Consider the following 25,627-nt stretch of genomic DNA (forward strand, 5'->3'; position numbering starts at 1 on the left):
ACCACCAAAACTGCCTATGTTCGTCGGAGCTCTCGAGCTCGACATCCTGCTCGGCGACGTCCATTCGCTGAAGCAGAAGCGATCCGTGGTCCGTCCGGTGCTGGCCGAGGTGCGCAAGCGCTTCGCCGTGTCGGTGGCCGAAGCCGGGCACACCGACCTGCACCGCCGGACCCTCATCGGGGTGGCCGTGGTCGCCGAAGGTGGCGAGCACGTCCGGGACGTGCTCGACTCGTGTGAGCGGTACGTGGCGAGCCGGCCGGAGTTCGAACTGCTGTCCGCGCGCCGCCGGCTGCTCGGCCCGGACGATTAGATTTCCCTAGGAGAACGACATGGCTGATCCTGCTCGGGCTCGCAAGCTCGCCAAGCGGATCTCGCAGATCGTCGCGTCGGCGATCGAGCACGAGGTCAAGGACCCCCGGCTGGACTACGTGACCATCACGGACACGAAGGTCACCGGCGACCTGCACGACGCCACGGTGTACTACACGGTCCTCGGCGAGAAGCTGGACTCCGTCCCGGACTTCGCGGGCGCGGCGGCCGCGCTCGAATCGGCGCGCGGGGTGCTGCGCACGAAGGTCGGGCAGGGCACCGGCGTCCGCTACACGCCGACGCTGACGTTCGTCGCGGACACGATCCCCGAGGAGTCGAAGCGGATCGAAGACCTCCTGGCCAAGGCCCGCGAGGCCGACGCCGAGGTCGCACGCCGGGCCACCGGCGCCCAGCACGCGGGCGACGCCGACCCGTACAAGGCCCCGCGCGAAGAGACCGAAGACGACGACGAGCTCGCGGAGGAGGAGAGCCGGGGCTGACCCGTGCTTTCCCGCCGCGGCCTGCTCGCCGGCAGCGCACTGGCGCTGCTGGCGGGCTGCTCGTCTCCGGAACCCCCTCCTGGCCCGCCTCCGGTGCCGGCACCGACTCGCCCGGCGGCGTTGCCCGGACCGGTGACGGTCCAGCGCATGCCCTCGGCGGCCCGCGGCACCGACGTCGACCTGGTCCTGATCACGCCCAAAGGCGTCCCGGCTTCGGGGTTGCCGGTGTGCCTGGCCCTGCACGGCCGCGGCGCCCAGGCCCGGACGTTCCTCTCCCTGGGCGTCCCGGCGTTGCTGACCGCGGCGGTCCGCTCCGGAACGCCGCCCTTCGCGATCGCCGCCCTCGACGGCGACCACTACTGGGTGAAAACCGGCGGTGACGACGACCCGCAGCGCATGCTCACGGACGAAGTCCCGGCCTGGCTGACGGCCCGCGACCTGCGTCCACCCTCGGCGGTGTTCGGCATTTCGATGGGCGGCTTCGGCGCATTGCGGCTCGCCCGCACCCACCCGGACCTGAAGGCGGTGGCGACGGTGAGCGCCGCCCTGTTCGTCAGCTGGCCGGACGCCCGCAGCCGCAAGGTGTTCGCGGACGAGGCGAACTGGCGCGCGGAGGAACCCCTGCTGCACCCGGCGGAGCTGCGTCCCACGGGCTTGGGCGTGTGGTGCGGTGAGTCGGACCCGTTCCTGGCCGCGGACCGGCGCTTGGTGCGGGCGGTTTCCCCGGAGGTGTCCCGGTTTTCCCCGGGCGGCCACGACGACGCTTACTGGCGGGGGATCCTGCCGGACGTCCTGGAGTTCGTCGGGCAGCGCCTGTCGTGACCGGTTCTCCGGGCGTCAGGCCACGATCGCGAAAGCGCCGTAGTACTCGCCGTCCATCTCCCGGGTGCCGCTCCGGTCCGGGCTGACCTCGGCTCCCACCCAGCCCTGGAACGCCCCCGAGTCGTCGATCACCTGCAGCAGCGGCCGCACGTGGCTGTTGCCCAGGTAGCACCCGTCGTAGGACAGGCACTCGCACCAGAACTCGTAGCTGTTGCGCCGGCCGCCGAAATCGCCGGTCAGGTAGTAGAACCGGCGGTCGCCGCTGTCGGCGAGCTTCTTCACGCACGCGTCGTACTCGGCGGTCCCCGGGTTCGGGCAGCAGGATGCCGCGTCGCAACCCGCGTTCTTCTGCACATACCCGAGGCACGAGCCGTCGGTGCAGGCGTTCCAGGTGGGGCCCACCGTGAAGCTGCTGCCCGATCCCCGGGCCACGGTGGTGACTTTCAGCTTGTTCCAGCTGTGGGCCTCGTACTGGTACGACCGCTGCGTGGCGCGGATCGTGCTCATCGACGCCTTGCTCGTCTGCGCCAGCGAGGCGTTGCTCCCGTACGCGTAGCCGCCGGTGATCGAGTAGGTGTCGGTCACCAGCTGCATCCGGCCCAGGCCGGGGTGCAGCTCGGAGACCGCCCAGGTCTCGCCGAGGTTCACCGCGGTCGTCGAGCCGTTGATCGTGCTGCTCGTCCAGGTGATCGTCACCTGACCGGACGCCGAGTCGTAGGCGTACGTGCCGGTGAAGTGGCCGTTCGGGTCACCGGTGAACCCGGGCGCGGTCTTGATCGGGCAGTTGTTCCGCGGGTTGGTGCCCGGCTGGAACTCGCCGCAGTAGTAGACGTCCCCGCTGTTCACCGGAACGGGGTAATCGCGCTGGCTCCACGTCCAGAAGTTGTGCTGGACGGCGTTGCTCGACGGATCGAACACGAGGTAGCCCAGCCGCAGGTAGTTGCTGCCGGCCGCCGAGGTGAACCCGGCGACGCTGACCACCCAGTTCTGCTTGCCCAGCGGCGGTGGCGCGGCGTGCGCGGCGGACGCGCCGAGCAGCAGTGTCGAGGCGAGCGCCGAAAGAATGATCGTCACGAACACGCCGAACCGGCGGAAAACCCCCATCTGCATGGGCGAAGCGTAACTCACGGACACGCTATTTCGAAGCGAACAGAATCGCCTGCGAAACCTCGGCCTCCGGATCGAGCAGCCATTCCGCGTCCACGGTGAACCCGGCGTCCCGCACCCGCCGGGCCAGCCACCACGGCTGCCGCAGGTGGACGTGGACCCGCATCGGGTGGCCGCCGTAACCCTGCGTCTTCAGCCGGGTGCCCACCCCCACGTGGTACCCGATCATCAGCAACCCTCCCGGCCGCAGGACGCGGTGGAAGTGCCCCAACGTCACCGGCACCGACTCGTCCGGGACGTGGATCAGCGACCAGGACGCCAGCACTCCCGCGACCGACGCGTCCGGCAGCGCCAGGTCCGTCATCGACCCCACCTCGAACCGCAGCTGCGGGTGTGACCGGCGGGCCAGGTCGACCATCCCCGGTGACAGGTCGACGCCGGACGCGTCGACGCTCAGCGAAGCCAGGTACGCCGTGAAGTGCCCCGGACCGCAGCCGACGTCCACCACCGGCCCGTCGACCTGCGCCGCGAACAGCGTCAGCGCCGCCTTCAGGTACGGCTGCTTCTCGAGCGCGTCCGACACCCACTCGGCGTAGCTCGAGGCCACCGTGTCGTACGAGGTGGCGGTGTCCGCGAGCCAGCTCATCGGGCCCGTAGGCCGTCGAGGACCATGCCGAGCGCCCGCCGCCAGTCCGGGGTGGCGGTCGCCGCGGCGAACACGATCGCCAGGTCCGTGGCCCGGAAGTCCGGCCGCAGCGCCCCCGCTTCCTGGGCGCGCGCGATGATCCGGTTGATCCGGGAACCGTTGGCCTGTTTGGCTTTCTCCAGTCCCGAAGCCGGGTCGAACGTCCGCGAGCACACCTCGGTGAAGCCGCGGTCGGAGACCTGCATCCGCACCGAACGCTCCAGGAACAGGACGAAACCGTCCCACGCGTCCACGCACGCGAGAGCCTCGTCCAATACGGCGTGCGCTTCCTGCAGCGACGGCAGGAAGGCGGCTTCGACGAGGTCGGCCCGCGTCGGGAACCGGTTGTACAGGGTGCCGATCGCGACTTCGGCGCGCCGCGCGATCTCGTCGAGCGGGGCGTCGACCCCCTTGGCCCCGAACACTTCCCGCGCCGCCGCGACCAGCGCCTCCCGGTTGCGCCGGGCGTCCGCGCGCAAGGGGCGTTCCTCGACGGTCACGGTCTGCGAGTATAGCCGTGTACGCCCGAGCGGCCCGTCCGGTTGCCTGCCTGATCGGAACCTCACAGTGGCCGCCGGGTGCCTCCGGCGGGAGCACAATGAAACGAGCGGGGTGTTCCCCGCACCGAGACGGCCACCGAGGGAGGTCGGCACTGTGCACTCCGACCTTTCCCCGTCCGGCCGCACCGGAGTCCTCCTCGTCGGCACCCGCGGGCAGCGGGGGCCCGGGGAGGTGCTGATCAGGATCAGGGGCGGCCTGGAAACCTTCCTTGCCTGGTCCGACACGGAGCTGCCGAAGGGCACGACCGTCCTGGTCGTGGAAACCCGGGGACGGCGCACGGTCGACGTCGTGGCGTGGGACGCCTCGGATCCCGATTCTTAGTGCTTGCGAAAAGGACAGCCGATGTTCGGTTATCGCGTGCCCGCTCCCAACGAGGCGATGCTGATCTCCGGGGGCAAGAACAGCAAGGGCGCGTCGCCGTTCCGGGTCGTCACCGGCCACGGTGCCTTCGTCATGCCCGTCTTCCGCAAAGTCCGGTTCCTCACGCTGGCCATGTGCGAAGCCGAAGTGACCGAAGTGTGCGTCACCAAGCAGGCCATCGCCCTGACGGTCCGGGCGGTGATCGCGTTCAAGGTCGGCAACGACACCGAAAGCATCGTCAACGCCGGCCAGCGGTTCCTCTCCGACCAGGACCAGATGTCCGTGCTGACCGGCCGGATCTTCGCCGGGCACCTGCGGTCCATCATCGGGTCGATGACCGTCGAGGAGATCATCACCGAGCGGCAGAAGCTCGCCACCGAGGTGCTGGACGGCTCCGCGGTGGAGATGGCCAAGATCGGCCTCACCGTCGACGCCCTGCAGATCCAGTCGATCGACGACATGAAGCTCGGCTACATCGCCGCGATGGCCGCCCCGCACAACGCCGCCATCCAGCGGGACGCCCAAATCGCCCAGGCCGTGGCGAACAAGACCGCGGCGGAGGCCGAACAGGAGTCGCAGCGGACGCAGGCCGAGTACGCCCGGCAGACGTCCATCGTGCAGGCGCGGTACCGCGCCGAGGTCGAAGCGGCCCAGGCTCAAGCAGCTCAGGCCGGCCCGCTCGCGCAGGCGAAGGCGCAGCAGGAGGTCATCGACGCGCGCACCGAGCTGGCCCAGCGCGAAGCCGAGCTGCGGCAGCAGCAGCTGGTCGCCGAGGTCATCAAGCCCGCCGACGCCGAGGCCGAGCGGATCCGCATCCTCGCGCTCGCCGAAGCGGAGAAGATGCGCGTGCAGGCGGAGGCCGCGGCGTCGAACAACCGGGTCGCGCTCGACCGGATGCTGATCGACCAGCTGCCGCAGATCGTCAAGGAAGCCGGGCGGGGCCTGTCGGGGGCGAACGTCAACATCCTCAACGGCGCCGACGGCCTCGGCGAGATGGCCGCCGGGCTGGTCGGCCAGGGACTGTCCATCCTGGACTCGGTGAAGCGCGGCCTGACCACCGCGCCGCCCGCGGCCGCGCCCGAGACGAACGGGCAGGCGCCCAAGCCGGGCGAGCTCACCGCTTCCTGACCGGGCAGCTCAGGACGCCGGTTTCACCGCGACGACCAGGTCGCGCAGGATGGCCTGGTCGACGCGGTGGGCGAACTCCGCCCACGGCCCGCCTTCGCGGACGTCGAGCCCGGCCTTCCGCAGCACCTCGACCAGCTCTTCGCGCGGCAGCACGGTGGTGTTCCACGAAATCCCGAGCGCTCCGCCGGGCTTCAGCACGCGAGTCCACACGGGAACGGCCGCCGCGAGCAGGTCGCGCGGGCTCCGCTGCAACCCGGCCTCGCGGTGGCTGCCGTGCTGGACGCCGTACGGCGCGTCGGTGACGATCACGTCGCAGGAGTTCGCGCGCAGCACCTCGTCGGTGGTCAGCGTGTCGGCGTTGAAGTAGGTGAGCTTGCGCGTGTCGCCCGCTTTGTACGCTTCCTTGTCGAGGGCGTACTCGATGTCGAGCCGCCGCCCGAGCCGCGCCTTGTTGCGCCGCAGCTGGCCGGACTCGGCGGTGTGCTTCACGCGCTTGTTCCGCAGCCACGTCTTGATGAACGCTTCGTAGGCCTCGAAGTCCTTCGCGTCGACGTCGAGGCCGGTCGCGTGCAGGCCGTACATCATCGCCTGGTTCAGCGTGGTCCCGCGGCCGCACAGCGGGTCGAGCAGGTACTTCGGCTCGGCCGGGAACGGGTCCGCCGTCGCCATCAGCGTGACGTTCACCAGCAGCTTGGTGAACAGCTCGTTCGTCTTGCCCGCGTACTTCTGGATGGTCAGCAGGTCCGAGTCCGCCTTCGCCAGCGGTGTCACCCGGACCGGCCGGAGGACGTCGTCACCGAGCTCGAACAGCGCGTACAGCGACGAGAGGTTCGACAGCAGCGCGAGGTCGCGCTCGCCGAGCGGTGCCGAGCTGGTGAAGCGGACGTAACCGACGCCGCCGAGCTCGACCTCCTCGATCGCGGACAGCTCGGCCGCCAGACCCGCGCCGAACACCGCCAGCTCGGCGCGCAGCAGCGCGGGGGCGGAGGCGGCGTAGACCCGGTTGGCCGACGGGTAGACCAGCATCGCGTACTCAGGCATCCCGCAGAGCGTAGCGTGACGCACCGTGACCCCTACTTCGGCGCAGGACATCCGGGACGCGGCCGCGCTGCTCGCGTCGGCCGGGGACGTGACGATCCTCGGCCACGTGCGGCCGGACGCGGACGCGCTCGGCAGCGCGCTGGCCCTCGGCCGGGCGCTCCGGCAGCGCGGGGCCCGCGTGCGCGTCTCCTTCGGCGAGCCCGACGAGGCTCCCGAGTCGCTGCGGTGGCTCGACGAGGACGGCCTGCTCACCCACCCGGACGCGCTCCCGGACTCCGAAGAACTGCTCGTCTGCGTCGACACGCCGACACCGAAGCGGCTCGGCCGGCTCGCCGGGCGCGTCGAACTCGCCGGCGCCGTGCTGGTGATCGACCACCACGCGACGAACACCTTCTACGGCACCTGCCACGTCGTCGACGAGAGCGCCGAGGCCAGCGCCGTCCTCGTGTTCCGCGTCCTCGACGAGCTGGGTGCCGAGCTGGACGAGCCGATCGCCCGGGGGCTCTACGCGGGGATCGTCACCGACACGAGCGGGTTCCGCCGCGCGAGCCCGGAGACCCACCGGATGGCGGCCCGGCTGCTGGAAGCCGGGGTGGAGGCGGAAGCGGTGGTGCGGCGGATCGTCGACGAACGCCCGTTCGCCTGGCTGCCGATGCTCTCGTCGGTGCTGCGCGGGGCCCGGCTGGAGCCGGAAGCCGCACAGGGCCGGGGTTTCGTGCACGCCGTGGTCGGCATCGACGCGGCCCGAACGGTCCGCGGCGAGGAGGTCGAGTCGGTGATCGACGTCGTCCGCTCGGTGCGCGAGGCGGCCGTCGCGGCGGTGCTCAAACAGGACCTCGCGCAGCCGGGGCAGTGGCAGGTTTCGTTGCGTTCCACCGGGATCGACGTTTCGGCGGTCGCGGCCGAGTTCGGCGGCGGCGGGCACCGGCAGGCCGCGGGCTGCACGGTCGCGGGTTCGGCCGACGAGGTCGTGGCGGGCCTGCGCGAGGCGCTGGAGCGGGCACCGCTGCTGTAGCGCGTCGGATGGCGGGGCCGGGAAGTTCCCGGGTTCCCGCCGGTCAGAACGGCCGGTGGCGGCGGTTAGAGTCCGGTTCGTGGTGAACGTGGAGGAGACCGAGCGGGTTCCGGCGAAGCGCGTGCTCGGCCTGGCCGTGCCCGCGCTGGGGGTGCTGGCCGCCGAGCCGCTGTACGTGCTGGTCGACACGGCCGTGGTCGGTCACCTCGACGCGTTGTCGCTGGCCGGGCTGGCGCTCGGCGGCGTCGTGCTGGCCCAGGTGTCGGGCCAGCTGACGTTCCTGTCCTACGGCACGACGTCCCGCACCGCCCGGCTGCACGGCGCCGGCCGCCGGGCCGACGCGGTCCGCGAGGGCGTGCAGGCGACCTGGCTGGCGATCTTCGTCGGGCTGTTCGTGCTGGCCGCCGGGCAGCTGCTGGCGTGGCCGATCGCGCGGGTGCTGTCGGGGAATGACGAGATCGCGTCCGCCGCCGTGTCGTGGCTGCGGATCGCGCTGTTCGGGGCCCCGCTGATCCTGGTCACCATGGCCGGCAACGGCTGGATGCGCGGGGTGCAGGACGCCGCGAGGCCGCTGCGGTACGTCCTGGCGGGCAACGGGATCTCGGCCGTCCTCTGCCCGGTGCTCGTGTACTGGGCCGGGCTGGGGCTGGAGGGCTCGGCGATCGCGAACGTCGTCGCGCAGGTGATCTCGGCCACGCTGTTCTTCGCGGCCCTGGCGCGCGAGAAAGTCGGGCTGCGGCCGAACTTCAAGGTGATGCTCGCCCAGCTCGGCCTCGGCCGCGACCTGGTGCTGCGCAGCCTGGCGTTCCAGGCGTGCTTCGTCTCGGCGGCGGCGGTGGCGGCCCGGACGTCGACCGAGGCCGTCGGGGCGCACCAGGTGGTGCTGCAGCTGTGGACGTTCCTCGCGCTGGTGCTGGACTCGGTGGCGATCGCGGCGCAGTCGCTGGTCGGCGCGGCCTTGGGCGCGGGGTCGGCGCGGCAGGCGCGCGGGGTCGCGTCGCAGATCACCGGGTACGGGCTGCTGCTGGGCTGCTTCCTGTGCGTGCTGTTCGCGGCGCTGTCGTGGGTGCTGCCGCACGCGTTCACGTCCGACCCGGGCGTGCTGGCGGAGATCCCGCACGCGTGGTGGTTCTTCGTGGCTCTGCAGCCGATCGCGGGCGTGGTCTTCGCCCTGGACGGCGTCCTGCTCGGCGCGGGCGACGCGGCCTTCCTCCGCAACGCGACGCTCGGCAGCGCGGCCCTGGGCTTCCTCCCGCTGATCTGGGCGTCCCTCGGCTTCGGCTGGGGCCTCACGGGCATCTGGACCGGCCTGTCCCTGTTCATGCTCCTCCGCCTGGCCGCGGTCCTGGCCCGCTGGCGTTCCGGAACCTGGGCGGTAACCGGCGCCACCCGCCCCACCTGACCCCGTATCCGAACGGTCGGCCTGCGTACCCAGGGGGTCGGCCTGCGTACCTGGAGGGTCGGCTCACGAACCGACCCTCCAGGTACGCAAGCCGACTCTCCAGGTACGCAAGCCGACCGTCCGGGTACGCAGGCCGACCCGCTGAGCTCGGGTGATGGGGGTTACCTGTGGGGAAAACCACCCGGGTCGCGGCTATGGTTCTTCGTTGCTTAGGCGCTACAAATACTGAGGACGGCAGCGTGGGCGTCCTGCGCCCTGAACTCGCTCAACCCTGGAGGAAGCCGTGCCCGCCACCGGCCGTGCCACCGCCCGGTCCTGGCTGATCTGGCTCGCCGCCGTCACCGTGTACCTCCTCGCCGTCTTCCACCGGACGTCGTTCGGGGTCGCCGGGCTGCAGGCCGCCGAACGCTTCGGCGTCGGCGCCGCCGCGCTCGGCACCTTCACCGTCCTGCAGGTCGGCGTGTACTCCGCGATGCAGATTCCGACCGGTGTCCTGGTCGACCGCTACGGCCCCCGCCGCGTCCTCGTGGCCGCCGTGCTGATCCTCGGCGCCGGCCAGCTCCTGCTCGGCGTCGCCCACTCCTACGGCCTCGGCCTGTTCGCCCGCGCCGTCCTCGGCCTCGGCGACGCACTCACGTTCGTCAGCGTCCTGCGCCTGGTCGCGGCCCACTTCCCGGGCCGCCAGTACGCGCTGCTGACGTCGTTCACCGCGGCCGTCGGCTACATCGGCAACCTCGCCGCGACCGTCCCGCTCTCGCTGGTGCTCGACAGCGCCGGCTGGACGCCCACCTTCCTCGCCGTCGGAGCCGTCACGGTCCTCTACACGGTCGTCGTGGCCTGGCGGGTCCGCGACGTCCCGGCGGGCGAACAGCCGCCGGTCCGCGAGAGCGTCCGCCCGCGCGAGCTCGCGGGCCGGGTCGCCGAAGCCTGGCGGACGCCGGGGACGCGCCTGGGCTTCTGGGTCCACTTCAGCACGATGTTCGCCCCGAACGCCCTGACGCTGCTGTGGGGCGTCCCCTGGCTGGTCCAGGGCCAAGGCCAGTCGAAGGCGACGGCGAGCGCACTGCTGACGGTGTTCGTGTTCGGCTCGATGGCGGGCGGCCCGCTGCTCGGCGGCCTGATCGGACGGCGCCCGTCGCTGCGGATGCCCCTGGTCGGCGGCTACATCGGCGGAGCGGCGCTGGTCTGGGCGGTGCTGCTGGGCTGGCCGGGCCAGGTGCCGCTGCCGGTCCTGGTCCCGGCGTTCGCGTTCCTCGCACTGGGCGGCCCGGCGTCGATGATCGGTTTCGCGCTGGCCCGCGACTACAACCCGCTGAGCCGCGTGGGCACGGCCACGGGCGTGGTCAACGTCGGCGGCTTCGTGGCGACGACGATCGCGGCACTGGCGGTCGGCGTCCTCCTGCAGCTGACCGGCGGAAACTTCCGGCTGGCGCTGCTGGCGCTGGTCGCGGTGCTGGCGTGGGGGACGTTCCGCCTGCTGGTGTGGTGGCGCCGGACGCGCGCCCACCTGTTCCTGGCCGAGGCCCGCGGCGAGGAGCTCCCGGTCCGCATCACCCGCCGCCGCTGGGACGCGGCCCTCCCCGAGACGCCGATCGTCGCCGCCTGATCACCCGCGCCGGGGCACCAGCCAGCACAGGCAGAAGGGGTGCCCGGCCGGGTCGGCGTACACCTGGAAGTCGTCCCCGGACGTGCTGCCCGCCGCGGGCTTCAGCACGGTCGCGCCGAGGGCCGTGACGTGCTCGTGCGCTTCGGCGAAGTCCTCGACCCACAGGTCGAGGTGGATCTGCTGCTTCACCGGGCCGTCCGGCCACTGCGGCGGCGTGTGGCCGGGCGCGAGCTGGACGCCGATCCGCGGCGCCCCGTCCACCAGCACCATGTGCCAGTCGCCGTCCTCGTCCACCTCCCCGCCGAGGACCCCGGCCCAGAACCGGCTTTCGGCCGCGAGGTCGGCCGCGTCGAAGGTGACGACCTGGTGGTTGATCCGCATGGCCCCATCCTGCCGGAATCACCGCCTGATCGGCGCCTGCCTCAAGCGCCCCAAGGTGGCCTCCGTTGAGGGTGGCGGCGGGGGCATGGATGGAGCAACCAAGGCCGCCTTGGGGCGCTTGCCGAGCCGGGCCGAGCGGCCTGATCGATCCCCAACAAGCGGCCAGTAGGGTTTGCCGCGTGTCGAGCCCGAAACCGCCCCGCCGCCCCGCCCCGCCTCCCGGCCTCCTCATCGTCGACAAGCCCGCCGGCATGACGTCCCACGACGTCGTCGCGCGCGCCCGGCGGATCATGGGGACCCGCAAGGTCGGGCACGCCGGCACGCTCGACCCCATGGCCACCGGCGTCCTCGTGCTCGGCATCGAACGCGCCACCAAGCTCCTCGGCCACCTCGCGCTGGACCGCAAGACCTACCTCGCCACCCTCAGCCTCGGCAGCAGCACCACCACCGACGACGCCGAGGGCGAAGTCCTCACCGAGGCCGAGACCACGAACGTGAAAGACGAAGACATCGCCACCGGAATAGCCAAGCTCACCGGCGACATCCAGCAGGTGCCCAGCGCCGTCAGCGCGGTCAAGATCGACGGCAAGCGCGCCTACGCCCGCGTCCGCGCCGGCGAGGACGTCGTCATCCCGGCGCGCCCGGTCACCGTCTACCGCTTCGACGTGCTCGGCGTCCGGCACGAGGAGGACCACGTCGAGGTCGACGCCGTCGTCGAGTGCTCCTCCGGCACCTACGTCCGCGCCCTGGCCCGCGACCTGGGGGCCGACCTCGGCGTCGGCGGCCACCTGAAGGCCCTCCGGCGCACCACGGTCGGCCCGTTCACCCTCGCCAAGGCGAGGACCCTCGACCAGCTCGAAGAACAGCCCGAACTGAGCCTCGACCTCGACGCCGCCGTCGCCGCCGCGTTCCCGCGCCGGGATCTCGACGCCGCCACGGCGAAGGCGGTCCGGCACGGCCAGCGCATCCCCGCGGCCGGCGTCGAAGGCACCTACGGGCTCTTCGGACCCGACGGCCGGGTGCTCGCACTGGCCGCCGACGAACAAGGCGTGTCCCGCGCGGTGGTCGTGTTGCTGCCCGCCTAGGGTGGGCCCGAGAGACAGGGAGTGTGACGTGCTGCGGTGGCGTGGACTGGGGGACCTCCCCGGCAGCTGGGGCCGGTGCGTGGTCACCATCGGCGTGTTCGACGGTGTCCACCGCGGGCACCAGGAGCTGATCAGCCGGACGGTGGCCGCGGCCGCCGAGCGCGGCCTGCCGGGCGTGATGCTGACGTTCGACCCGCACCCGTCCGAGGTGCTGCGCCCGGGCAGCCACCCGGCGCAGCTGACGACGTTGCGGCGCAAGGCCGAGATCGTCGAGAGCCTCGGCATCGACGTCTTCTGCGTGCTGCCCTTCACCCTCGAGCTGTCCCGGCTGCAGCCGGAGGAGTTCGTGCACGAGGTGCTGGTCGACCGGCTGCACGCGGCCGCGGTGATCGTCGGCGACAACTTCACCTTCGGGGCCAAGGCGGCCGGCGACGTCGCCATGCTGCGCACCCTCGGCCGCCGGTTCGGCTTCGCGGCGTTCGGTGCCGAGCTGCAGGGCAAGGAACTGTCCGAAGAGGACCAGTCCGCGATCACCTTCTCGAGCACCTACGTCCGGTCCTGCATCGACGCCGGTGATGTCCTCGCCGCCGCCGAAGCCCTCGGCCGCCCGCACCGCCTCGAGGGCATCGTCGTCCGGGGCGACGGGCGCGGCCACGAGCTCGGCTACCCGACGGCGAACCTCTCGACGCCGCGGTTCGCCGCCGTCCCGGCCGACGGCGTGTACAGCGCGTGGTTCACCCGTTCGGCCGATCCGACACGTCGGCTGCGCGCCGCGGTCTCGGTGGGCACCAACCCGACGTTCTCGGGGCGCGAGCGGACCGTCGAGGCGTTCGTCCTCGACGTCGACGAGGACTTCTACGGCCAGCACGTGGCCATCGACTTCGTGACTCGGCTGCGTGACCAGGTGCGGTTCGCGGACTCGGCCGGGCTCGTCGCGCAGATCGACGACGACGTGGTCGAGACGAGAAAGGCACTGGAGGTGCCCCCGGACGCCCTGACCGGGGACGAATAGGGGATAACGCGGTCACGGCCGGGGCAGCGATGGCAAGATGCTCACGGACGGTGTGCGCGAAAAAAAATAAGGGGAGCTGGTGGAGGACCACAAGATCGTCCAGCGGAACATCGCGTTGCAGCGTGAGTGGTACGGGGAGCCGCTCGGCGACCGCGTGCGACGGCTCGTCGTCGCGTTCGACGTTTCGCAGGCGTTCCTGGCCGAGGTCCTCGGGATCAGCGCTCCCATGCTCAGCCAGGTGATGAGCGGGCGGCGGGCGAAGATCGGCAACCCGGTCGTGCTGGCCAGGATGATCATGCTCGAGCGCAAGATCCTGGTCCCCGAGGTCGCCGCCGGCAACCGCGAAGCGATGCTGGCCGCGATGGAGGACGTCCGCGACTCCCGGCCCACCGTCGGCCGCGACAACATCCCGGTGGTCAACGAAGACCAGAAGGTCCTCGCCTACCTGCGCGACCTGGCCGAGGACGAGGACCTCGGCGAGGCCGCCAAGCGCCTCGACGACGACTTCCCGGCCATCGCCGACCTGCTCCGCCGGGCGGGCAACGGCTCCTGATGCCGGTCCTGTTCAGCGCCCTGCTCCCGCCGGCCGACGTCGTCGAGCAGGTCGCCGCGGCCCTCGGCGAACCCGGCGACGGCCTGCGCTGGGAGCCGCCGGAGCGCTGGCACATCACCCTCGCCTACTACGGGCCGGACGACGTCGGGACGCGCGCCGCCCGGCTGGGCGAGCGCCTGGCCGGCCGCGGCGCGGTCGACGTCCGGCTGGAAAAGGCCGCGACGTTCCCCGGGGTGCTGTGGTTGACTGCCACCGGACCGGAGCTGACGCCGCTCGCGCACGCCGCGGGCGCCGACGCCGAACCGAGGCCCTACCGGGCCCACCTGACGCTCGCGCGGTTCCCCCGGGAAGAACCCGGGCTCGCCGCGCGTTGGACCAAGAGCCTCGAGAGCTTCACGAGCCGGCGCTGGCCGGCCACCGAGGTGGCGCTGATGACCAGCGAGCGTGAGGCCGGTGGCCCCCGGTACCGGGTGGCCCGGAAGTTCGCGCTGGAGCCACGCAGCTGAAGACGCAGTTCAGCGGGCTGGTAACCTCAACGATCGGGTCCGGCTGCAGTCCGTGGCGGCCGTGACCGTCTTCCCGGCGTGCATCCGGCGTCCGGGGCCGCACGGCACTGATTATCTCGAGGAGCAACACAAGTGGCGCTGTCCACCGAAGAGAAGAAGTCGATCCTGGCCGAGTACGGCGTGCACGACTCGGACACCGGATCCCCCGAGGCCCAGGTGGCGCTGCTCACCAAGCGCATCGTCGGCCTCACCGAGCACCTCAAGGCTCACAAGCACGACCACCACTCGCGTCGCGGGCTCCTGCTGCTGGTCGGCCGTCGCCGCCGGCTGCTGAACTACGTGATGAAGGTGGACATCGAGCGTTACCGTGCGCTGATCCAGCGCCTCGGCCTGCGCCGATAGCTGCAACCGAGGGGGAGTGACCACCGGGTCGCTCCCCCTCGTCGCAGGAACAACACCAAACGGCGCGAGCGCGCACGAGGGTCCGTCCGCCGGTCCTCGGTAGTGGTTCCCGGGTAGCGTCCCGTGAACTTCGATCGAAGACCGGCCTCATTCCTCGAGCGTCCTCAGGCGAAACGGGTCCCAGGGTGGGAGACTCGCGTCGTACGAAGGAACCAAAGAGGAGAAACATCTATGACCGACTCCACCGGAGTCACCGTGCACGAGACCGAAGCCGTCATCGACAACGGCAAGTTCGGCACTCGCACCGTTCGTTTCGAGACGGGCCGCCTGGCCAAGCAGGCCGCCGGCGCCGTCGTCGCGTACCTCGACGAAGAGACCATGCTGCTCTCGGCGACGACCGCGTCGAAGCACCCGAAGGACCACTTCGACTTCTTCCCGCTGACCGTGGACGTCGAAGAGCGCATGTACGCCGCGGGCCGCATCCCCGGCGCGTTCTTCCGCCGCGAGGGCCGCCCGTCGACCGACGCGATCCTGACCTGCCGCCTGATCGACCGGCCGCTGCGCCCGTCGTTCGCCGACGGTCTCCGCAACGAGATCCAGGTCGTCATCACCGTCCAGAGCCTCAACCCGGACGACCCGTACGACGTGCTGGCCATCAACGCCGCGTCGGCGTCGACCCAGATCGCCGGCCTGCCGTTCTCCGGCCCGGTCGGTGGCGTCCGCGTCGCGCTGATCGAGGACCAGTGGGTCGCGTTCCCGACCTGGTCGCAGCTGGAGAAGGCGACCTTCAACATGGTCGTCGCCGGCCGCATCGTCGGTGAAGACGTCGCGATCATGATGGTCGAGGCCGAGGGCACCGAGAACACGCTCGACCTGATCGCCGCCGGCGGCAAGGCGCCGGACGAGGCCGCGGTCGCCGCCGGCCTCGAAGCCGCGAAGCCGTTCATCAAGGTGCTGTGCGAGGCCCAGCAGAAGCTGGCCGACGTCGCCGCCAAGCCGACCGGCGAGTTCCCGGTCTTCCTGGCCTACGAGCAGGACATCTACGACGCCGTCGCGGCGATCGCCACCGATGACCTGGCCCGTGCGCTGCAGATCCCGGGCAAGCAGGACCGCGACGCCGCGACCGACGAGGTCAAGGCCGCCGTGCTGGAGAAGGTCGGCCTGGGCGAGGGCGAGGCCTTCGAGGGCCGCGACAAGGAGATCGGCGGGGCGTTCAAGGCCCTGACGAAGAAGATCATGCGCCAGCGGGTCCTCACCGAGAAGATCCGCATGGACGGCCGTGGCCTCACCGACATCCGGTCGCTCTCGGCCGAGGTCGCCGTGATCCCGCGGGCGCACGGTTCGGCGCTGTTCGAGCGCGGCGAAACCCAGATCCTGGGCGTCACCACGCTGAACATGCTTCGCCTGGAGCAGCAGATCGACTCGCTGTCCCCGGAGACGCACAAGCGCTACATGCACCACTACAACTTCCCGCCCTTCTCCACCGGGGAGACCGGCCGCGTCGGTTCGCCGAAGCGCCGCGAAATCGGCCACGGCATGCTCGCCGAGCGCGCCCTGGTGCCGGTGCTGCCGAAGCGCGATGAGTTCCCGTACGCGATCCGCCAGGTCTCCGAGGCGCTGGGCTCGAACGGCTCGACCTCGATGGGCTCGGTCTGCGCGTCCACCATGGCGCTCTACAACGCCGGCGTGCCGCTGAAGGCGCCGGTCGCGGGCATCGCGATGGGCCTCGTCTCCGACGAGGTCGACGGTGAGACCCGCTACGTGGCGCTCACCGACATCCTCGGTGCCGAGGACGCCCTGGGCGACATGGACTTCAAGGTCGCCGGCACCAAGGACATCATCACCGCGCTGCAGCTGGACACGAAGCTCGACGGCATTCCGTCGGAGGTGCTCGCCGCCGCGCTGAAGCAGGCGAAGGACGCTCGCCTCACCATCCTGGAGGTCATCGCCGAGGCGATCGACAGCCCGGACGAGATGAGCCCGTACTCGCCGCGCGTCACCAGCGTGAAGATCCCGGTGGACAAGATCGGCGAGGTCATCGGCCCGAAGGGCAAGATGATCAACTCGATCACCGAGCAGACCGGTGCCGACATCTCCATCGAGGACGACGGCACGATCTACGTTGGCGCGTCCGACGGCCCGTCGGCGGAGGCGGCGATCGACCTGATCAACGCGATCGCCAACCCGCAGCTGCCCAAGGTCGGCGAGCGCTTCCTCGGCACCGTGGTGAAGACGGCCGCGTTCGGCGCGTTCGTTTCGCTGCTGCCGGGCAAGGACGGCCTGGTGCACATCTCGAAGCTGGGCAACGGCAAGCGGATCAACAAGGTCGAGGACGTGGTCAACGTGGGCGACAAGCTCCGCGTCGAGATCGCCGACATCGACAACCGCGGCAAGATCAGCCTGATCGTGGTCAAGGACGACGAGGCCGCCAAGCCGGCCGAGGGCGACGAGAAGCCGGCCGACGCCGAAAAGGCCGAAGCCAAGTAAGCACCGCTCGTTTCTGATCCGTGAAGGCCATCTCGGGGGTGTCCCCGAGGTGGCCTTCACGGCGAGTTGAGTAAGGAACCCATGGCACGGCAGGTTTCCGGGCACGAGCAGCCCGTCGGCACCACCCGCACGCTGGAGTCCACTTCGGACGGTGCGGTCGTCAAGCGCAGCGTCCTGCCCGGCGGCCTGCGCGTGATCACCGAGCACGTGCCCGCGTCCCGCTCGGCCACGGTCGGGCTGTGGGTCGGCATCGGCTCCCGCGACGAGCCCGCCGCCGTCGCCGGTGCCGCGCACTACCTCGAACACCTGCTGTTCAAGGGCACGAAACACCGCGACGCCACGCAGATCGCCGAGGAGATCGACGCCGTCGGCGGCGAGTTCAACGCCTTCACGGCGAAGGAGCACACCTGCTACTACGCGCAGGTCCTCGACGCCGATCTGCCGCTCGCGATGGACCTGGTCACCGACGTCGTGTTCGAGGCGCTCTGCACCGATCGCGACATGGACATGGAACGCAGCGTCGTCCTCGAAGAGATTTCGATGCGCGACGACGACCCCGAGGACCTGCTGCACGAGACGTTCGTGACGGCGATCCTCGGCGACCACGCGCTCGGCCGCCCGGTGCTCGGCACCGAGAAGTCGATCGTGGAGATGTCGCCCGGGGCCCTGCGGAACTTCTACAAGCGCCGCTACACGCTGCCGCGGATGGTTCTGTCCGTCGCCGGGAACATCGACCACAACCAGGTCCTGCGGCTGGTCCGCAAGGCTTTGAAGGAGCGCTTGGCCGGCACCGCGACGCCGATCGCGCCCCGCGAGGGCCGCGCCCGGATCAAGACGGTCCCGAAGCTGGCCCTGCACACCGACGACACCGAGCAGGCGCACGTCATGCTCGGCCTGCGGTCGCTGTCGCGCCACGACGACCGCCGCTTCGCCCTCTCGGTGCTCAACGCGGCCCTCGGCGGCGGCATGAGCTCGCGGCTGTTCCAGGAGATCCGCGAGCAGCGCGGGCTGGCCTACCAGGTGTACTCGTCGGTCGCGAGCTACTCCGACACCGGGCACATGGCCGTGTATGCGGGCTGCCAGCCGGAGAAGCTCGGCGACGTCGCCGGCGTCATCCGCGAGGTGCTCGACAAGGTCGGCGTCGACGGCCTGACCGAAGCCGAGGTGGCCCGCGCGAAGGGTCAGCTGCGCGGCGGGCTGGTGCTGGGGCTGGAGGACACGTCGTCGCGGATGTCGCGGATCGGCAAGAACGAGCTCAACTACGGCCGCTACCTGGGCGTCGACGACACGATCGCCCGCATCGACGCGGTCACCACCGACGACGTGTGTGCGCTCGCTCGCACTTTGTTCGCGCGGCCGGGCGGGGTCTCGGCGGCGGCGGTCGTCGGGCCGTACGCTCACGCCGACGACCTTCCTGACGACCTGCACGAGGTGATCGCTTCATGACCATCAACGTCGGTGTGCTCGGTGCGCGCGGCCGCATGGGCGCGACGGTGGTGAAGGCCGTCGAAGGCGCTTCGGACCTGAAGCTCGTGGCGGCGTTGGACGCGGGCGACGACTTCGCGGCGCTGGCCGACGCCCAGGTGGTCGTCGACTTCACCCACCCCGAAGCCGTGATGGGCAACCTGGAGTACCTGGTCGAGCACGACATCCACGCGGTCGTCGGCACGACGGGCTTCAGCGAATCCCGCTTGGCCGACCTGCGCGCGCTGCTGGAGCCGAAGCCGCAGCTGGGCGTGCTGATCGCGCCGAACTTCGCTCTCGGCGCGGTTTTGGCGATGCGCTTCGCGGCCCAGGCGGCGAAGTTCTACGCCTCGGCCGAGATCATCGAGCTGCACCACAACCGCAAGGCCGACGCGCCGTCCGGCACCGCCGCGCACACCGCCCGGATGATCGCCGCCGCGCGTGCCGAGGCCGGCGTGACACCGGGTCCGGACGCGACGACGGACGAGTTCGACGGCGCCCGCGGCGCGACGGTCGAGCAGGTCCGCGTGCACTCGGTCCGCCTGCCGGGCCTGGTCGCGCACGAGGAGATCCTGTTCGGCGGCGAAGGGGAGACCCTGACCATCCGCCACGACTCCCTCGACCGGACGTCCTTCATGCCGGGCGTGCTGCTCGGCGTCCGCGAGGTGCTGAAGCGCCCCGGCCTGACGGTCGGCCTGGAGAACGTCCTCGACCTGTGAGGGCCCGCAACGTGGCGCTGCTGCTGACGGCGGCGCTGGTCGTCTACCTGTTCCTGTTGGCGGACAGGGCGTTCGCGCTGTTCAAGACGGGCACGGGGGCCGGCATCGCCCTTGGCGCCGGCGTGCTCCTGCTGCCGGTTCTGGGCGTCTGGGTCATCGTGGTGACCTGGCGCAGCGGCCTGCAGGTCCAGCGCCTGTCCCGGCGCTTGGACGCCGAAGGCGCGCTCCCGGACGTCTCCGACCTCCCCCGCCGCCCCTCGGGCCGGGTCGATCGCGAAGCGGCCGACGCGTGGTTCGAGCAGCGCCGCGCCGAGGTCGAGGCCGACCAGGGCAACTGGCGCGTCTGGTACAAGCTCGCGTACGCCTACGACATCGCGGGGGACCGGCGCCGGGCCCGCGAGACGATGAAGAAGGCCGTGGACCTGGAAGCCGCCGAACGCTCAAGTGCCGGCTAGCTCCGGCGCGAAGACCTCCTCGACCTGCCACCGCCGCGACGAGAGACCCTGCTCGTGGTGGTACCGCAGGTACGTGTCGAGCGCGGTGCGGTTGGCGGAGATGCCGTAGGGCCACCAGTCCTCGCCGAACTCGGCGAGCGTGTCGTCGACCAGCGCGTTCGCCCACGGGAGCATGGTCTGCACCTGGTAGAGCCGCCGGCCGCGGCGGTAGCGCTCGGCCGCGGCGTCCTTCGCGGTTTCGAACATCGTGTAGACGCGACGGGCGAGGCCGGGGTCGTCCCGCAGCAGGTCCCGCCGGACGACGACGGTGTGCATGATCGGGAAGATCCCGGTCCGGCGGTGGTAGTCGCGCTCCCGGTCCCGGAAGTCGGGGAACAGCCGGGCGACGTTCGGCGAGCCGTCGAGCACGCACTGCGGGACGTTCGCGGAGAACAGCACGTCGATTTCCCCGCTGTCGAGCATGGCGCTCAGCGTCTTCCCCGCGCCGGCCGTGGTGACGTCGACGGCGCCGGGGTGCGGGTGCGGGACGAACCCGAAGGGCTCCGACGGGTGTTCGAGCCCGCCGATCACCCAGCGGTTCTCTTCGGGCCGGAAGCCGTACTCGTCCATCAGGACGCCCTTGGCCCAGACGCCCGAGTCCTGCCCGTAGGTCCCGAACTCGCCGATGGTCCGGCCGGTGAGGTCGCCCGGACCGGTGATCCCCGAGTGGGTGTTGACGAAGACGCACGAGTGCCGGAACACGCGGTTCGGGAAGATCGGCAGCGCCACGAACGGCGTGCCCCCTTCCAGTAGCCGCAGGTAGAAGGTCAAGCCGAGCTCGGCGACGTCGAATTCGCCGCGGACGGCCCGTTCGAAGATCTCGGGCAGGGTGGCCGCGGTTTCGACGTCGCCGGGCAGTTCACGGGTCGTGTCGTAGGTGAAGGTGCCGATGCGCATGGTCCCGATCATCGGCGCGCCGGGGCCGCGAGGTCCAAGACCGGTTGCGGCAACTCGATACCGTGGGGGTATGGACTTGCGGGTGCTCCGCTATTTCGTCGCGGTCGCCGAGGAACGGCACATCGGCCGCGCGGCGACGCGGCTGCACATGGCGCAGCCGCCGTTGAGCCGGGCGGTGCGCGGGCTGGAGGACGAGCTCGGCGTGACGCTGTTCGAGCGCACGCCCAAGGGCGTCACGCTCACCGACGCGGGCGCGGTCCTGTACGACGAGGCAGTGGCGCTGCTGGCCCAAGCGGGCCGCATCCGGGAGCGCGTGACGGCGGCGGCGACCCTGGCGGTGGGCACCCTGGCGGACGCCGCGGAGCAGGTGGGCGCCCGGCTGGTCGCGCACTTTCGCGAGCAGCACCCGCACGTGGACGTCCGGGTGCACGAAACGGACCTCACGGACCCGACGGCGGGCCTGCGCGCGGGCTCGGTCGACGTGGCCCTGACCCGCACGCCGTTCGACACCACGGGCCTCGGCGTCCACGTGCTGCGCCGCATCCGGGCGGGCGTGGTGCTCCGCGACGACGACCCCATGGCCGATCGGGCCGAGGTGTCGACGGCCGAGCTGGCCGGACGCCGCTGGGTCCGCCTCCCGGACGGCACCGACCTCCGCTGGACCGCCTACTGGACGGGCGGCCCGCCCGGCGAGGAGGCCCCGGTCATGCGGACGATCCAGGAGTGCCTGCAGGCGGTCCTGTGGAACGGCACGGCCGCCCTGGCCCCGGCCGGCCAGCCGGTGCCGGCGGGGTTGCGCGTGGTCCCCGTGTCGGACCGGCCGCCGAGTGAGCTGGTGGTGGCCTGGCCGAAGGCGGCGAGCAACCCGCTGGTGCGCAGTTTCGTGCGGATCGCCGTGGGTGGTTTCGTTTCGCCGTAGCGGCGGTGTGGCATTTCGCTGACAGTTGTCGTTCATTCGGGAAATGGGCGGCGTTCGTACTATCTGCCGCATGAAACCGACTTCGTCTTCTCCTGGTTGCCGGGCGTTGTCCGCGTCGCTGCGTGAGGTGCGTGAGGCGCGGAAGTTCGGGTTGCGCGAGCTGGCCCGGGCGCTGGAAGTGGATCCGCGGTTGCTGTCGCAGTGGGAACTGGGGGTCCGGGTGCCGCCGATCGAGGAGGTGGCGCGGATCCTGGGGTACCTGCGGGTGGATCGCGTGGTGACCAACCGGATCCTGGCCTTGGTGCAGCACGTGAAGGAGCCGAACTGGCTGGACTCCAACCCGGCGGATCTCCCCGCAGCGCTCACCGGGGTCATGCAGTGCGAGCGGACCGCCAGCCGGATCACGAACTGGTCCCCGCTGATCATCCCGGGTTTGCTGCAGACCCCGGACTACGCCCGCGCTTTGCTCGCCGCCTCCGATATCACCGTGGAAGAAGTCGATGCCCGGCTGGTGGCGCGCCTGAAACGGCAGCGCATTCTTTCCGGTTACGATCCGGTTCGGCTCAAAGCCATCATCTCCGAGCAGGCGATCCGCGAGGTGGTCGGCGATCCGGACATCATGTCCGACCAGATCGACCACCTGCTCCGGCTAGCTGTTACATCTAACATTTCAGTGCGCGTTGTGCCTGCTGATGTGGGCTACCACCCGGGTAAGGCGGGCGTGTTCACTCTCTACGACTTCCCGGCCGATCCGTCCATCGTCTACATCGAGCACCATCACGCCAGCGCCTTCATCAACGAGTTGGAGGCTACCGCCAGCTATCAGAAGCTAGTTAAGCTCTTGCAGGGCAAGGCATTCACTGAAGAGGCCTCGCAAGCTCTGCTTCGGGAGGCGGCGCGATAGGTCGGAGGCGTTGTGTACACCTGGCGAAAGTCGAGCTACACCGCGAAAGAAGAGTGCGTCGAGGTTCTTCTCGCCGATACTGTCGGCGTCCGCGACACCAAGGCCCGGCACCTCGGCCAGCTCACCGTCTCGCGCGCCGCTTGGTCCGCCCTGGTCTCAGTGGTGCAGCCAACCCGCGAACACCGCGGGTGAAGCCGCTATCAAACTGAAGCGGATCCACCTTCCGGCGAGTCCCGTCGTCAGGAAGGTCGCGAGCCGCATTCGCACCAGCCCGGCCAGCACGCTCGTCGCCATGAACGGGGGCAGCCCCACCAGCGAACTCACGCCGTACGTCCCGGCCATCCAGTGCGGGTGCCGCTGGCAGCGCTCGCGCAGCCGATCGACCCACCCGCGGATGCGCTTGGTCCGCAGCTGCCAGCGCACGCGCCGGGGCGTCAGCGGGCGCTCGCGGTGCAACCGGTCGTGCAGCGGCTTCGGCAGCTTGATCGTCCCGCGTGCGGCCAGGTAGTACAGCGTCTTGCCGGCGATCTGCCCGACCGCCACCGCCGCGCCGAGCCACAGCCAGTGCAGGCCCGGCTGGCTCGCGCAGAGCCCGAGGAGGAACACTTCCGCGTTGATCAGGGGCACGATGGCCGAACCGAACGCGACGCCCAGCGTCAGCAGGATCCAGCTCATCCGTCACCTCCTGAAAACCGCTCGCGTTCTTCCAAGTTATCAGTTCGAAATCTCCGCGCACGGGGGTTAGCCCCCGTCTTCGGCGGGTGGTCGGCACCAGAAGATCACCTGCCGGACGGCTGCCCGTCACCTCCCGTCGGAACACTGACGGGGTGGCCGCCGAGCAACCCCGTACGCCCGCTGACCGGTTCGGCGCTCTCTGCCGGGCCGTCGTGCGCGTACTGCCACTCGGGTTGTCGCGGGTGGTCGCGCCGACGTTTCTCGGCTTCTGCCTCATCAACGGGTTGACGTTCGGCGTCGACCTCGGGTTGCTGACCGTCTTCCACGGGGTGCTCGGCTGGCCGGTGTGGCTGGCGATCACGGTGGCGTACGCCTGCGCGTTCGGGCTGAGCTTCGCGCTGAACCGGACGTTCAACTTCCATTCCCACGCCGCCGTCGGAATCCAGCTCGTGCTTTACATCGTGGCCATCTGTGTCAATTACGCGGCGTTTCTGCTGGGTGTGGGCGCGGGGCTGACGGCGCTGGGCGTCGAATACCACGTCTCGCGGCTGCTCGCGGGCGTGTGCGAGGGCGTGTTCATGTACGCCGTGATGCGGTGGGTGATCTTCCGGGATTCAGGCCAGCGACAGGTCGAGGGTGCCGGTGAGCCGGACCTCGCGGAGGGTGCGCTCGCCGGTGTCGAGGGTGCGGACGGTGCCGTCGGGGTTCCAGCCGGCCCGGCGGTAGAAGCCCAGGGTGGCGTGGTCGCCCTGGGCGACCCAGGCGATGCCGCGGGAGGCGCCGTCGGCCCGCAGGCCCGCGGCGGCCGTCGCGAGTAGCCGTCCGGCGTGCCCGCGGCGGCCCCAGCGCGGCTCGACGAGCAGGGTGGCGATCAGCCCGGTCGTCTCGGCGTCCTCGGGCAGGCTGCCGTCGGCCTGGGCGACCTCGTCCTCGGGCGCGCGGCCGGCGACGCAGAACCCCACCGTGAACTCGCCCTCGGTGGCGACGTAGACGAGGCTGCCGGGGTAGTCGATGGTCTCGCTCCAGGTGCCGGCGAGGTCGGTGGCGTCCAGCTGGGCCACGGCCTGCTTGCCGAGCAGGTCTTCGTAGGCGGCGTGCCAGGTGTCGCGCTGGATGCGGGCGATCTCCGCGGCGTCGGACAGATCGGCGGGACGGACGGCGGCGTCGCTCATGGGCCTGAAATTAGTACAGCGGAGCGCAGCTCCTCCGTTGAGGGCGGTGGTGGGGGCATGGATGGATAGCGGGGCGCCGGTTTTTGTCGGTGGTGGGTGGCACCATGAGCGCACCATGCAAACGATCAGCGTCTCGACGGCCCGGAAGACGTTCCTGGCCGCACAGGGCTTCACCGACCCGCGTCCGTCCGGCGTGCCTTCGCGCCAGCACCTGAAACGGGTGCTGTCGCGGGTCCAGCTGCTGCAGCTGGACTCGGTGAACGTGGCGGTCCGCGCGCACTACATGCCGGTGTTCTCGCGTCTGGGCGCGTACGCCCCGGCGTTGCTCGACCAGGCGGCGTGGGCGAACTCGGCGCGCCGCCCGCGGATGCTGGTGGAGACGTGGGCCCACGAAGCGAGCCTGCTCCCGGTCGAGGACTGGCCCCTGATCCGCTCGGGCGCCAAGCGCGACGGCTGGTGGCGGCACTACGGGCCGTTGATCGAGAAGTCCCCGGGCCTGGTGGACGAGATCCTGTCGGTGGTGAAGGAGCTGGGCCCGATCGGCGCGGGCGGGATCGAGCGAGCGGTGGAGGCCGACGCCCAGCGGCGCGGGCCGGGCTCGTGGTGGGAGCGGTCGGAGGTCAAGCGCGTCTGCGAGTACCTGTTCGGCATCGGCCAGCTGACCACGGGCACGCGGCGCTCGTTCGAGCGTCTCTACGACCTGACCGAGCGGGTGGTCCCCCCGGAGATCCTGGCGCAATCGGTGTCCGCCGAGGAGGGCGCGCGCGGCTTGATCTCGCGGTCGGCGCGGGCACTGGGCGTGGCCACGGAGACGGACCTGCGCGACTACTACCGCCTGGGCCCGGCCCCGGCCCGCCAGGCGGTGGCGGAGCTGGTGGAGTCGGGCGAGCTGGAGCCGGTGGCGGTCCGCGGCTGGAAGCAGGTGGCGTACCGGCACGTGGCGGCCCGAACCCCGCGGACGGTGCCGGGCCGGGCGTTGCTGTGCCCGTTCGACCCGCTGATCTGGGAGCGGGCCCGCACGGAGCGGCTGTTCGGGTTCCACTACCGCATCGAGATCTACGTCCCGGAGCCGAAGCGGGTGTACGGGTACTACGTGTTCCCGTTCCTGCTGGACGGAGAGTTGGTGGCCCGGGTGGACCTGAAGTCCGACCGCGCGGCCGGGGTGCTGCGGGTCCAGGGGGCGTTCGCGGAGGAGGGGGTCGACGTGGCCCGGGTGCTCCCGGAGCTGGCGGCGGAGTTGCGGCACATGGCGGAGTGGCTGGGGTTGTCCGGTGTGACGGTCGGCCCCCGCGGCGACCTGGCGGAGCCGCTGGGCAAACTGGTCCGCTGACGGTTGTCCTCAATGGACTTTCCGGCGTCGTCGACGCCCGCAGCCTGTGTGCAGGCGAACGGGCCGTCCCCGGCACCCCCACCGGGAACGG

The 25,627-nt window shown here is 71.0% G+C and carries 29 protein-coding genes and 1 pseudogene; 22 read left to right on the plus strand and 8 right to left on the minus strand.

All coding sequences use genetic code 11. The annotated features are described in order from the left end of the window. Positions 1 to 16 precede the first annotated feature (16 nt). The 3 genes from ACLJPY_RS31185 to ACLJPY_RS31195 are packed head-to-tail and all read left to right on the plus strand — an operon-like array spanning position 17 to position 1,631. Positions 17 to 310: a DUF503 domain-containing protein gene (locus ACLJPY_RS31185; RefSeq protein WP_003083991.1), complete on the plus strand. Its 294-nt coding sequence runs from the start codon at positions 17 to 19 to the stop codon at positions 308 to 310. Positions 311 to 329: 19 nt separating this feature from the next. Continuing rightward, positions 330 to 809 carry a 30S ribosome-binding factor RbfA gene (gene rbfA / locus ACLJPY_RS31190; protein WP_410593817.1) on the plus strand — a complete coding sequence of 160 codons (480 nt, stop codon included), beginning with the start codon at positions 330 to 332 and terminating at the stop codon, positions 807 to 809. 3 nt (positions 810 to 812) lie between these two features. After that, positions 813 to 1,631, plus strand: a complete 819-nt coding sequence (locus tag ACLJPY_RS31195) for an alpha/beta hydrolase (protein ID WP_410593819.1) — start codon at positions 813 to 815, stop codon at positions 1,629 to 1,631. Positions 1,632 to 1,646: 15 nt separating this feature from the next. Here ACLJPY_RS31195 and ACLJPY_RS31200 read toward each other — a convergent pair whose 3' ends face one another. From ACLJPY_RS31200 to ACLJPY_RS31210, 3 genes are read right to left on the minus strand one after another with little or no spacing between them, the layout of a single operon-like run. Then, positions 1,647 to 2,741: a hypothetical protein gene (locus tag ACLJPY_RS31200; RefSeq protein ID WP_410575270.1), complete on the minus strand. Its 1,095-nt coding sequence runs from the start codon at positions 2,739 to 2,741 to the stop codon at positions 1,647 to 1,649. 25 nt (positions 2,742 to 2,766) lie between these two features. Continuing rightward, complete coding sequence (locus ACLJPY_RS31205) at positions 2,767 to 3,384, minus strand: class I SAM-dependent methyltransferase (protein ID WP_410593821.1); 618 nt, start codon at positions 3,382 to 3,384, stop codon at positions 2,767 to 2,769. After that, on the minus strand, positions 3,381 to 3,923 hold the full coding sequence (locus tag ACLJPY_RS31210; RefSeq protein ID WP_410593823.1) for a TetR/AcrR family transcriptional regulator: 543 nt from the start codon (positions 3,921 to 3,923) through the stop codon (positions 3,381 to 3,383). The genes ACLJPY_RS31205 and ACLJPY_RS31210 overlap by 4 nt, the downstream gene beginning before the upstream one ends. A 154-nt stretch (positions 3,924 to 4,077) precedes the next feature. On the opposite strand from ACLJPY_RS31210, the gene ACLJPY_RS31215 reads away from it, so the two are divergent. Next, on the plus strand, positions 4,078 to 4,305 hold the full coding sequence (locus ACLJPY_RS31215) for a hypothetical protein (protein ID WP_410593825.1): 228 nt from the start codon (positions 4,078 to 4,080) through the stop codon (positions 4,303 to 4,305). Between the two features lie 21 nt (positions 4,306 to 4,326). Beyond that, positions 4,327 to 5,472, plus strand: coding sequence for an SPFH domain-containing protein (locus ACLJPY_RS31220; protein ID WP_410593827.1), 1,146 nt, complete (start codon positions 4,327 to 4,329; stop codon positions 5,470 to 5,472). Positions 5,473 to 5,481: 9 nt separating this feature from the next. Here the strand turns inward: ACLJPY_RS31220 and ACLJPY_RS31225 are convergent, their stop codons facing one another. Then, positions 5,482 to 6,513, minus strand: a complete 1,032-nt coding sequence (locus ACLJPY_RS31225; RefSeq protein WP_410593829.1) for a TRM11 family SAM-dependent methyltransferase — start codon at positions 6,511 to 6,513, stop codon at positions 5,482 to 5,484. Positions 6,514 to 6,538: 25 nt separating this feature from the next. On the opposite strand from ACLJPY_RS31225, the gene ACLJPY_RS31230 reads away from it, so the two are divergent. From ACLJPY_RS31230 to ACLJPY_RS31240, 3 genes are all read left to right on the plus strand, one after another. Continuing rightward, positions 6,539 to 7,528 carry a DHH family phosphoesterase gene (locus ACLJPY_RS31230; protein ID WP_410593831.1) on the plus strand — a complete coding sequence of 330 codons (990 nt, stop codon included), beginning with the start codon at positions 6,539 to 6,541 and terminating at the stop codon, positions 7,526 to 7,528. An 82-nt stretch (positions 7,529 to 7,610) separates the two neighbouring features. Continuing rightward, entirely contained in the window at positions 7,611 to 8,930 is a 1,320-nt protein-coding gene (locus ACLJPY_RS31235) for an MATE family efflux transporter (protein ID WP_410594068.1), read from the plus strand. Between the two features lie 283 nt (positions 8,931 to 9,213). Then, a complete protein-coding gene (locus tag ACLJPY_RS31240) occupies positions 9,214 to 10,536 on the plus strand; it encodes an MFS transporter (protein WP_410593833.1) in 1,323 nt (440 codons plus the stop codon). Here the strand turns inward: ACLJPY_RS31240 and ACLJPY_RS31245 are convergent, their stop codons facing one another. After that, positions 10,537 to 10,917, minus strand: a complete 381-nt coding sequence (locus ACLJPY_RS31245; protein WP_410593835.1) for a VOC family protein — start codon at positions 10,915 to 10,917, stop codon at positions 10,537 to 10,539. A 179-nt stretch (positions 10,918 to 11,096) separates the two neighbouring features. Here ACLJPY_RS31245 and truB point away from each other — a divergent pair, with 179 nt between their 5' ends. The 9 genes from truB to ACLJPY_RS31290 all read left to right on the plus strand — a co-directional run bounded on the left by truB (position 11,097) and on the right by ACLJPY_RS31290 (position 19,600). Continuing rightward, a complete protein-coding gene (gene truB / locus ACLJPY_RS31250) occupies positions 11,097 to 12,002 on the plus strand; it encodes a tRNA pseudouridine(55) synthase TruB (protein ID WP_410593837.1) in 906 nt (301 codons plus the stop codon). Between the two features lie 28 nt (positions 12,003 to 12,030). Continuing rightward, positions 12,031 to 13,014 (plus strand): bifunctional riboflavin kinase/FAD synthetase, encoded by a 984-nt coding sequence (locus ACLJPY_RS31255; protein WP_410593839.1) that lies wholly within the window; start codon positions 12,031 to 12,033, stop codon positions 13,012 to 13,014. Between the two features lie 79 nt (positions 13,015 to 13,093). Further along, positions 13,094 to 13,567 (plus strand): XRE family transcriptional regulator, encoded by a 474-nt coding sequence (locus ACLJPY_RS31260; protein WP_410575261.1) that lies wholly within the window; start codon positions 13,094 to 13,096, stop codon positions 13,565 to 13,567. Beyond that, positions 13,567 to 14,073 carry an RNA 2',3'-cyclic phosphodiesterase gene (gene thpR / locus ACLJPY_RS31265; protein WP_410593841.1) on the plus strand — a complete coding sequence of 169 codons (507 nt, stop codon included), beginning with the start codon at positions 13,567 to 13,569 and terminating at the stop codon, positions 14,071 to 14,073. The genes ACLJPY_RS31260 and thpR overlap by 1 nt, the downstream gene beginning before the upstream one ends. A gap of 132 nt (positions 14,074 to 14,205) precedes the next feature. Next, positions 14,206 to 14,475, plus strand: coding sequence for a 30S ribosomal protein S15 (gene rpsO, locus ACLJPY_RS31270; protein ID WP_003084034.1), 270 nt, complete (start codon positions 14,206 to 14,208; stop codon positions 14,473 to 14,475). A gap of 231 nt (positions 14,476 to 14,706) precedes the next feature. Beyond that, positions 14,707 to 16,962, plus strand: coding sequence for a polyribonucleotide nucleotidyltransferase (locus ACLJPY_RS31275; protein WP_410593843.1), 2,256 nt, complete (start codon positions 14,707 to 14,709; stop codon positions 16,960 to 16,962). A gap of 81 nt (positions 16,963 to 17,043) precedes the next feature. Next, positions 17,044 to 18,408, plus strand: a complete 1,365-nt coding sequence (locus ACLJPY_RS31280) for a M16 family metallopeptidase (RefSeq protein ID WP_410593845.1) — start codon at positions 17,044 to 17,046, stop codon at positions 18,406 to 18,408. Beyond that, complete coding sequence (gene dapB, locus ACLJPY_RS31285; RefSeq protein ID WP_410593847.1) at positions 18,405 to 19,145, plus strand: 4-hydroxy-tetrahydrodipicolinate reductase; 741 nt, start codon at positions 18,405 to 18,407, stop codon at positions 19,143 to 19,145. The genes ACLJPY_RS31280 and dapB overlap by 4 nt, the downstream gene beginning before the upstream one ends. Next, entirely contained in the window at positions 19,142 to 19,600 is a 459-nt protein-coding gene (locus ACLJPY_RS31290; RefSeq protein ID WP_410593849.1) for a tetratricopeptide repeat protein, read from the plus strand. Before dapB ends, ACLJPY_RS31290 begins: the two co-directional genes overlap by 4 nt. On the opposite strand, the gene ACLJPY_RS31295 is transcribed toward ACLJPY_RS31290, so the two are convergent. After that, on the minus strand, positions 19,586 to 20,548 hold the full coding sequence (locus tag ACLJPY_RS31295) for a 4,5-dihydroxyphthalate decarboxylase (protein WP_410593851.1): 963 nt from the start codon (positions 20,546 to 20,548) through the stop codon (positions 19,586 to 19,588). The two genes, ACLJPY_RS31290 and ACLJPY_RS31295, sit on opposite strands and share 15 nt — an antisense overlap. 58 nt (positions 20,549 to 20,606) lie before the next feature. On the opposite strand from ACLJPY_RS31295, the gene ACLJPY_RS31300 reads away from it, so the two are divergent. From ACLJPY_RS31300 to ACLJPY_RS31310, 3 genes are all read left to right on the plus strand, one after another. Then, positions 20,607 to 21,455 (plus strand): LysR family transcriptional regulator, encoded by an 849-nt coding sequence (locus ACLJPY_RS31300; protein WP_410593853.1) that lies wholly within the window; start codon positions 20,607 to 20,609, stop codon positions 21,453 to 21,455. A gap of 70 nt (positions 21,456 to 21,525) precedes the next feature. Next, complete coding sequence (locus ACLJPY_RS31305; protein WP_410593855.1) at positions 21,526 to 22,359, plus strand: Scr1 family TA system antitoxin-like transcriptional regulator; 834 nt, start codon at positions 21,526 to 21,528, stop codon at positions 22,357 to 22,359. 12 nt (positions 22,360 to 22,371) lie between these two features. Beyond that, on the plus strand, positions 22,372 to 22,551 hold the full coding sequence (locus ACLJPY_RS31310; protein ID WP_410593857.1) for a DUF397 domain-containing protein: 180 nt from the start codon (positions 22,372 to 22,374) through the stop codon (positions 22,549 to 22,551). Here ACLJPY_RS31310 and ACLJPY_RS31315 read toward each other — a convergent pair. After that, positions 22,516 to 23,034, minus strand: coding sequence for a hypothetical protein (locus ACLJPY_RS31315; protein WP_410593859.1), 519 nt, complete (start codon positions 23,032 to 23,034; stop codon positions 22,516 to 22,518). The genes ACLJPY_RS31310 and ACLJPY_RS31315 overlap by 36 nt on opposite strands. Positions 23,035 to 23,276: 242 nt before the next feature. Here ACLJPY_RS31315 and ACLJPY_RS31320 point away from each other — a divergent pair. After that, a pseudogene (locus tag ACLJPY_RS31320) lies at positions 23,277 to 23,582 on the plus strand (GtrA family protein); the annotation flags it as partial. A gap of 66 nt (positions 23,583 to 23,648) precedes the next feature. Here ACLJPY_RS31320 and ACLJPY_RS31325 read toward each other — a convergent pair. Continuing rightward, entirely contained in the window at positions 23,649 to 24,206 is a 558-nt protein-coding gene (locus ACLJPY_RS31325; protein WP_410593861.1) for a GNAT family N-acetyltransferase, read from the minus strand. A 115-nt stretch (positions 24,207 to 24,321) separates the two neighbouring features. Between ACLJPY_RS31325 and ACLJPY_RS31330 the strand changes: the two genes are divergently transcribed. Next, positions 24,322 to 25,536 (plus strand): winged helix-turn-helix domain-containing protein, encoded by a 1,215-nt coding sequence (locus ACLJPY_RS31330; protein WP_410593863.1) that lies wholly within the window; start codon positions 24,322 to 24,324, stop codon positions 25,534 to 25,536. The last annotated feature ends 91 nt before the right edge of the window (positions 25,537 to 25,627 follow it).

It is taken from the genome of Amycolatopsis sp. lyj-23 (genome assembly GCF_046549135.1).
Classification (GTDB): Bacteria; Actinomycetota; Actinomycetes; order Mycobacteriales; family Pseudonocardiaceae; genus Amycolatopsis.

What these genes read in the sequence shown, in the direction of transcription:
- dapB (WP_410593847.1), top strand. Translation starts at nt 18,405, where the DNA reads ATGACCATCAACGTCGGTGTGCTCGGTGCGCGCGGCCGCATGGGCGCG.
- ACLJPY_RS31325 (WP_410593861.1), bottom strand. Translation starts at nt 24,206, where the DNA reads ATGAGCGACGCCGCCGTCCGTCCCGCCGATCTGTCCGACGCCGCGGAG.
- ACLJPY_RS31245 (WP_410593835.1), bottom strand. Translation starts at nt 10,917, where the DNA reads ATGCGGATCAACCACCAGGTCGTCACCTTCGACGCGGCCGACCTCGCG.
- ACLJPY_RS31295 (WP_410593851.1), bottom strand. Translation starts at nt 20,548, where the DNA reads ATGATCGGGACCATGCGCATCGGCACCTTCACCTACGACACGACCCGT.
- ACLJPY_RS31220 (WP_410593827.1), top strand. Translation starts at nt 4,327, where the DNA reads ATGTTCGGTTATCGCGTGCCCGCTCCCAACGAGGCGATGCTGATCTCC.
- ACLJPY_RS31300 (WP_410593853.1), top strand. Translation starts at nt 20,607, where the DNA reads ATGGACTTGCGGGTGCTCCGCTATTTCGTCGCGGTCGCCGAGGAACGG.
- ACLJPY_RS31280 (WP_410593845.1), top strand. Translation starts at nt 17,044, where the DNA reads ATGGCACGGCAGGTTTCCGGGCACGAGCAGCCCGTCGGCACCACCCGC.
- ACLJPY_RS31225 (WP_410593829.1), bottom strand. Translation starts at nt 6,513, where the DNA reads ATGCCTGAGTACGCGATGCTGGTCTACCCGTCGGCCAACCGGGTCTAC.
- rbfA (WP_410593817.1), top strand. Translation starts at nt 330, where the DNA reads ATGGCTGATCCTGCTCGGGCTCGCAAGCTCGCCAAGCGGATCTCGCAG.
- ACLJPY_RS31205 (WP_410593821.1), bottom strand. Translation starts at nt 3,384, where the DNA reads ATGAGCTGGCTCGCGGACACCGCCACCTCGTACGACACGGTGGCCTCG.
- thpR (WP_410593841.1), top strand. Translation starts at nt 13,567, where the DNA reads ATGCCGGTCCTGTTCAGCGCCCTGCTCCCGCCGGCCGACGTCGTCGAG.
- ACLJPY_RS31315 (WP_410593859.1), bottom strand. Translation starts at nt 23,034, where the DNA reads ATGAGCTGGATCCTGCTGACGCTGGGCGTCGCGTTCGGTTCGGCCATC.
- ACLJPY_RS31185 (WP_003083991.1), top strand. Translation starts at nt 17, where the DNA reads ATGTTCGTCGGAGCTCTCGAGCTCGACATCCTGCTCGGCGACGTCCAT.
- ACLJPY_RS31330 (WP_410593863.1), top strand. Translation starts at nt 24,322, where the DNA reads ATGCAAACGATCAGCGTCTCGACGGCCCGGAAGACGTTCCTGGCCGCA.
- ACLJPY_RS31200 (WP_410575270.1), bottom strand. Translation starts at nt 2,741, where the DNA reads ATGCAGATGGGGGTTTTCCGCCGGTTCGGCGTGTTCGTGACGATCATT.
- ACLJPY_RS31275 (WP_410593843.1), top strand. Translation starts at nt 14,707, where the DNA reads ATGACCGACTCCACCGGAGTCACCGTGCACGAGACCGAAGCCGTCATC.
- ACLJPY_RS31305 (WP_410593855.1), top strand. Translation starts at nt 21,526, where the DNA reads ATGAAACCGACTTCGTCTTCTCCTGGTTGCCGGGCGTTGTCCGCGTCG.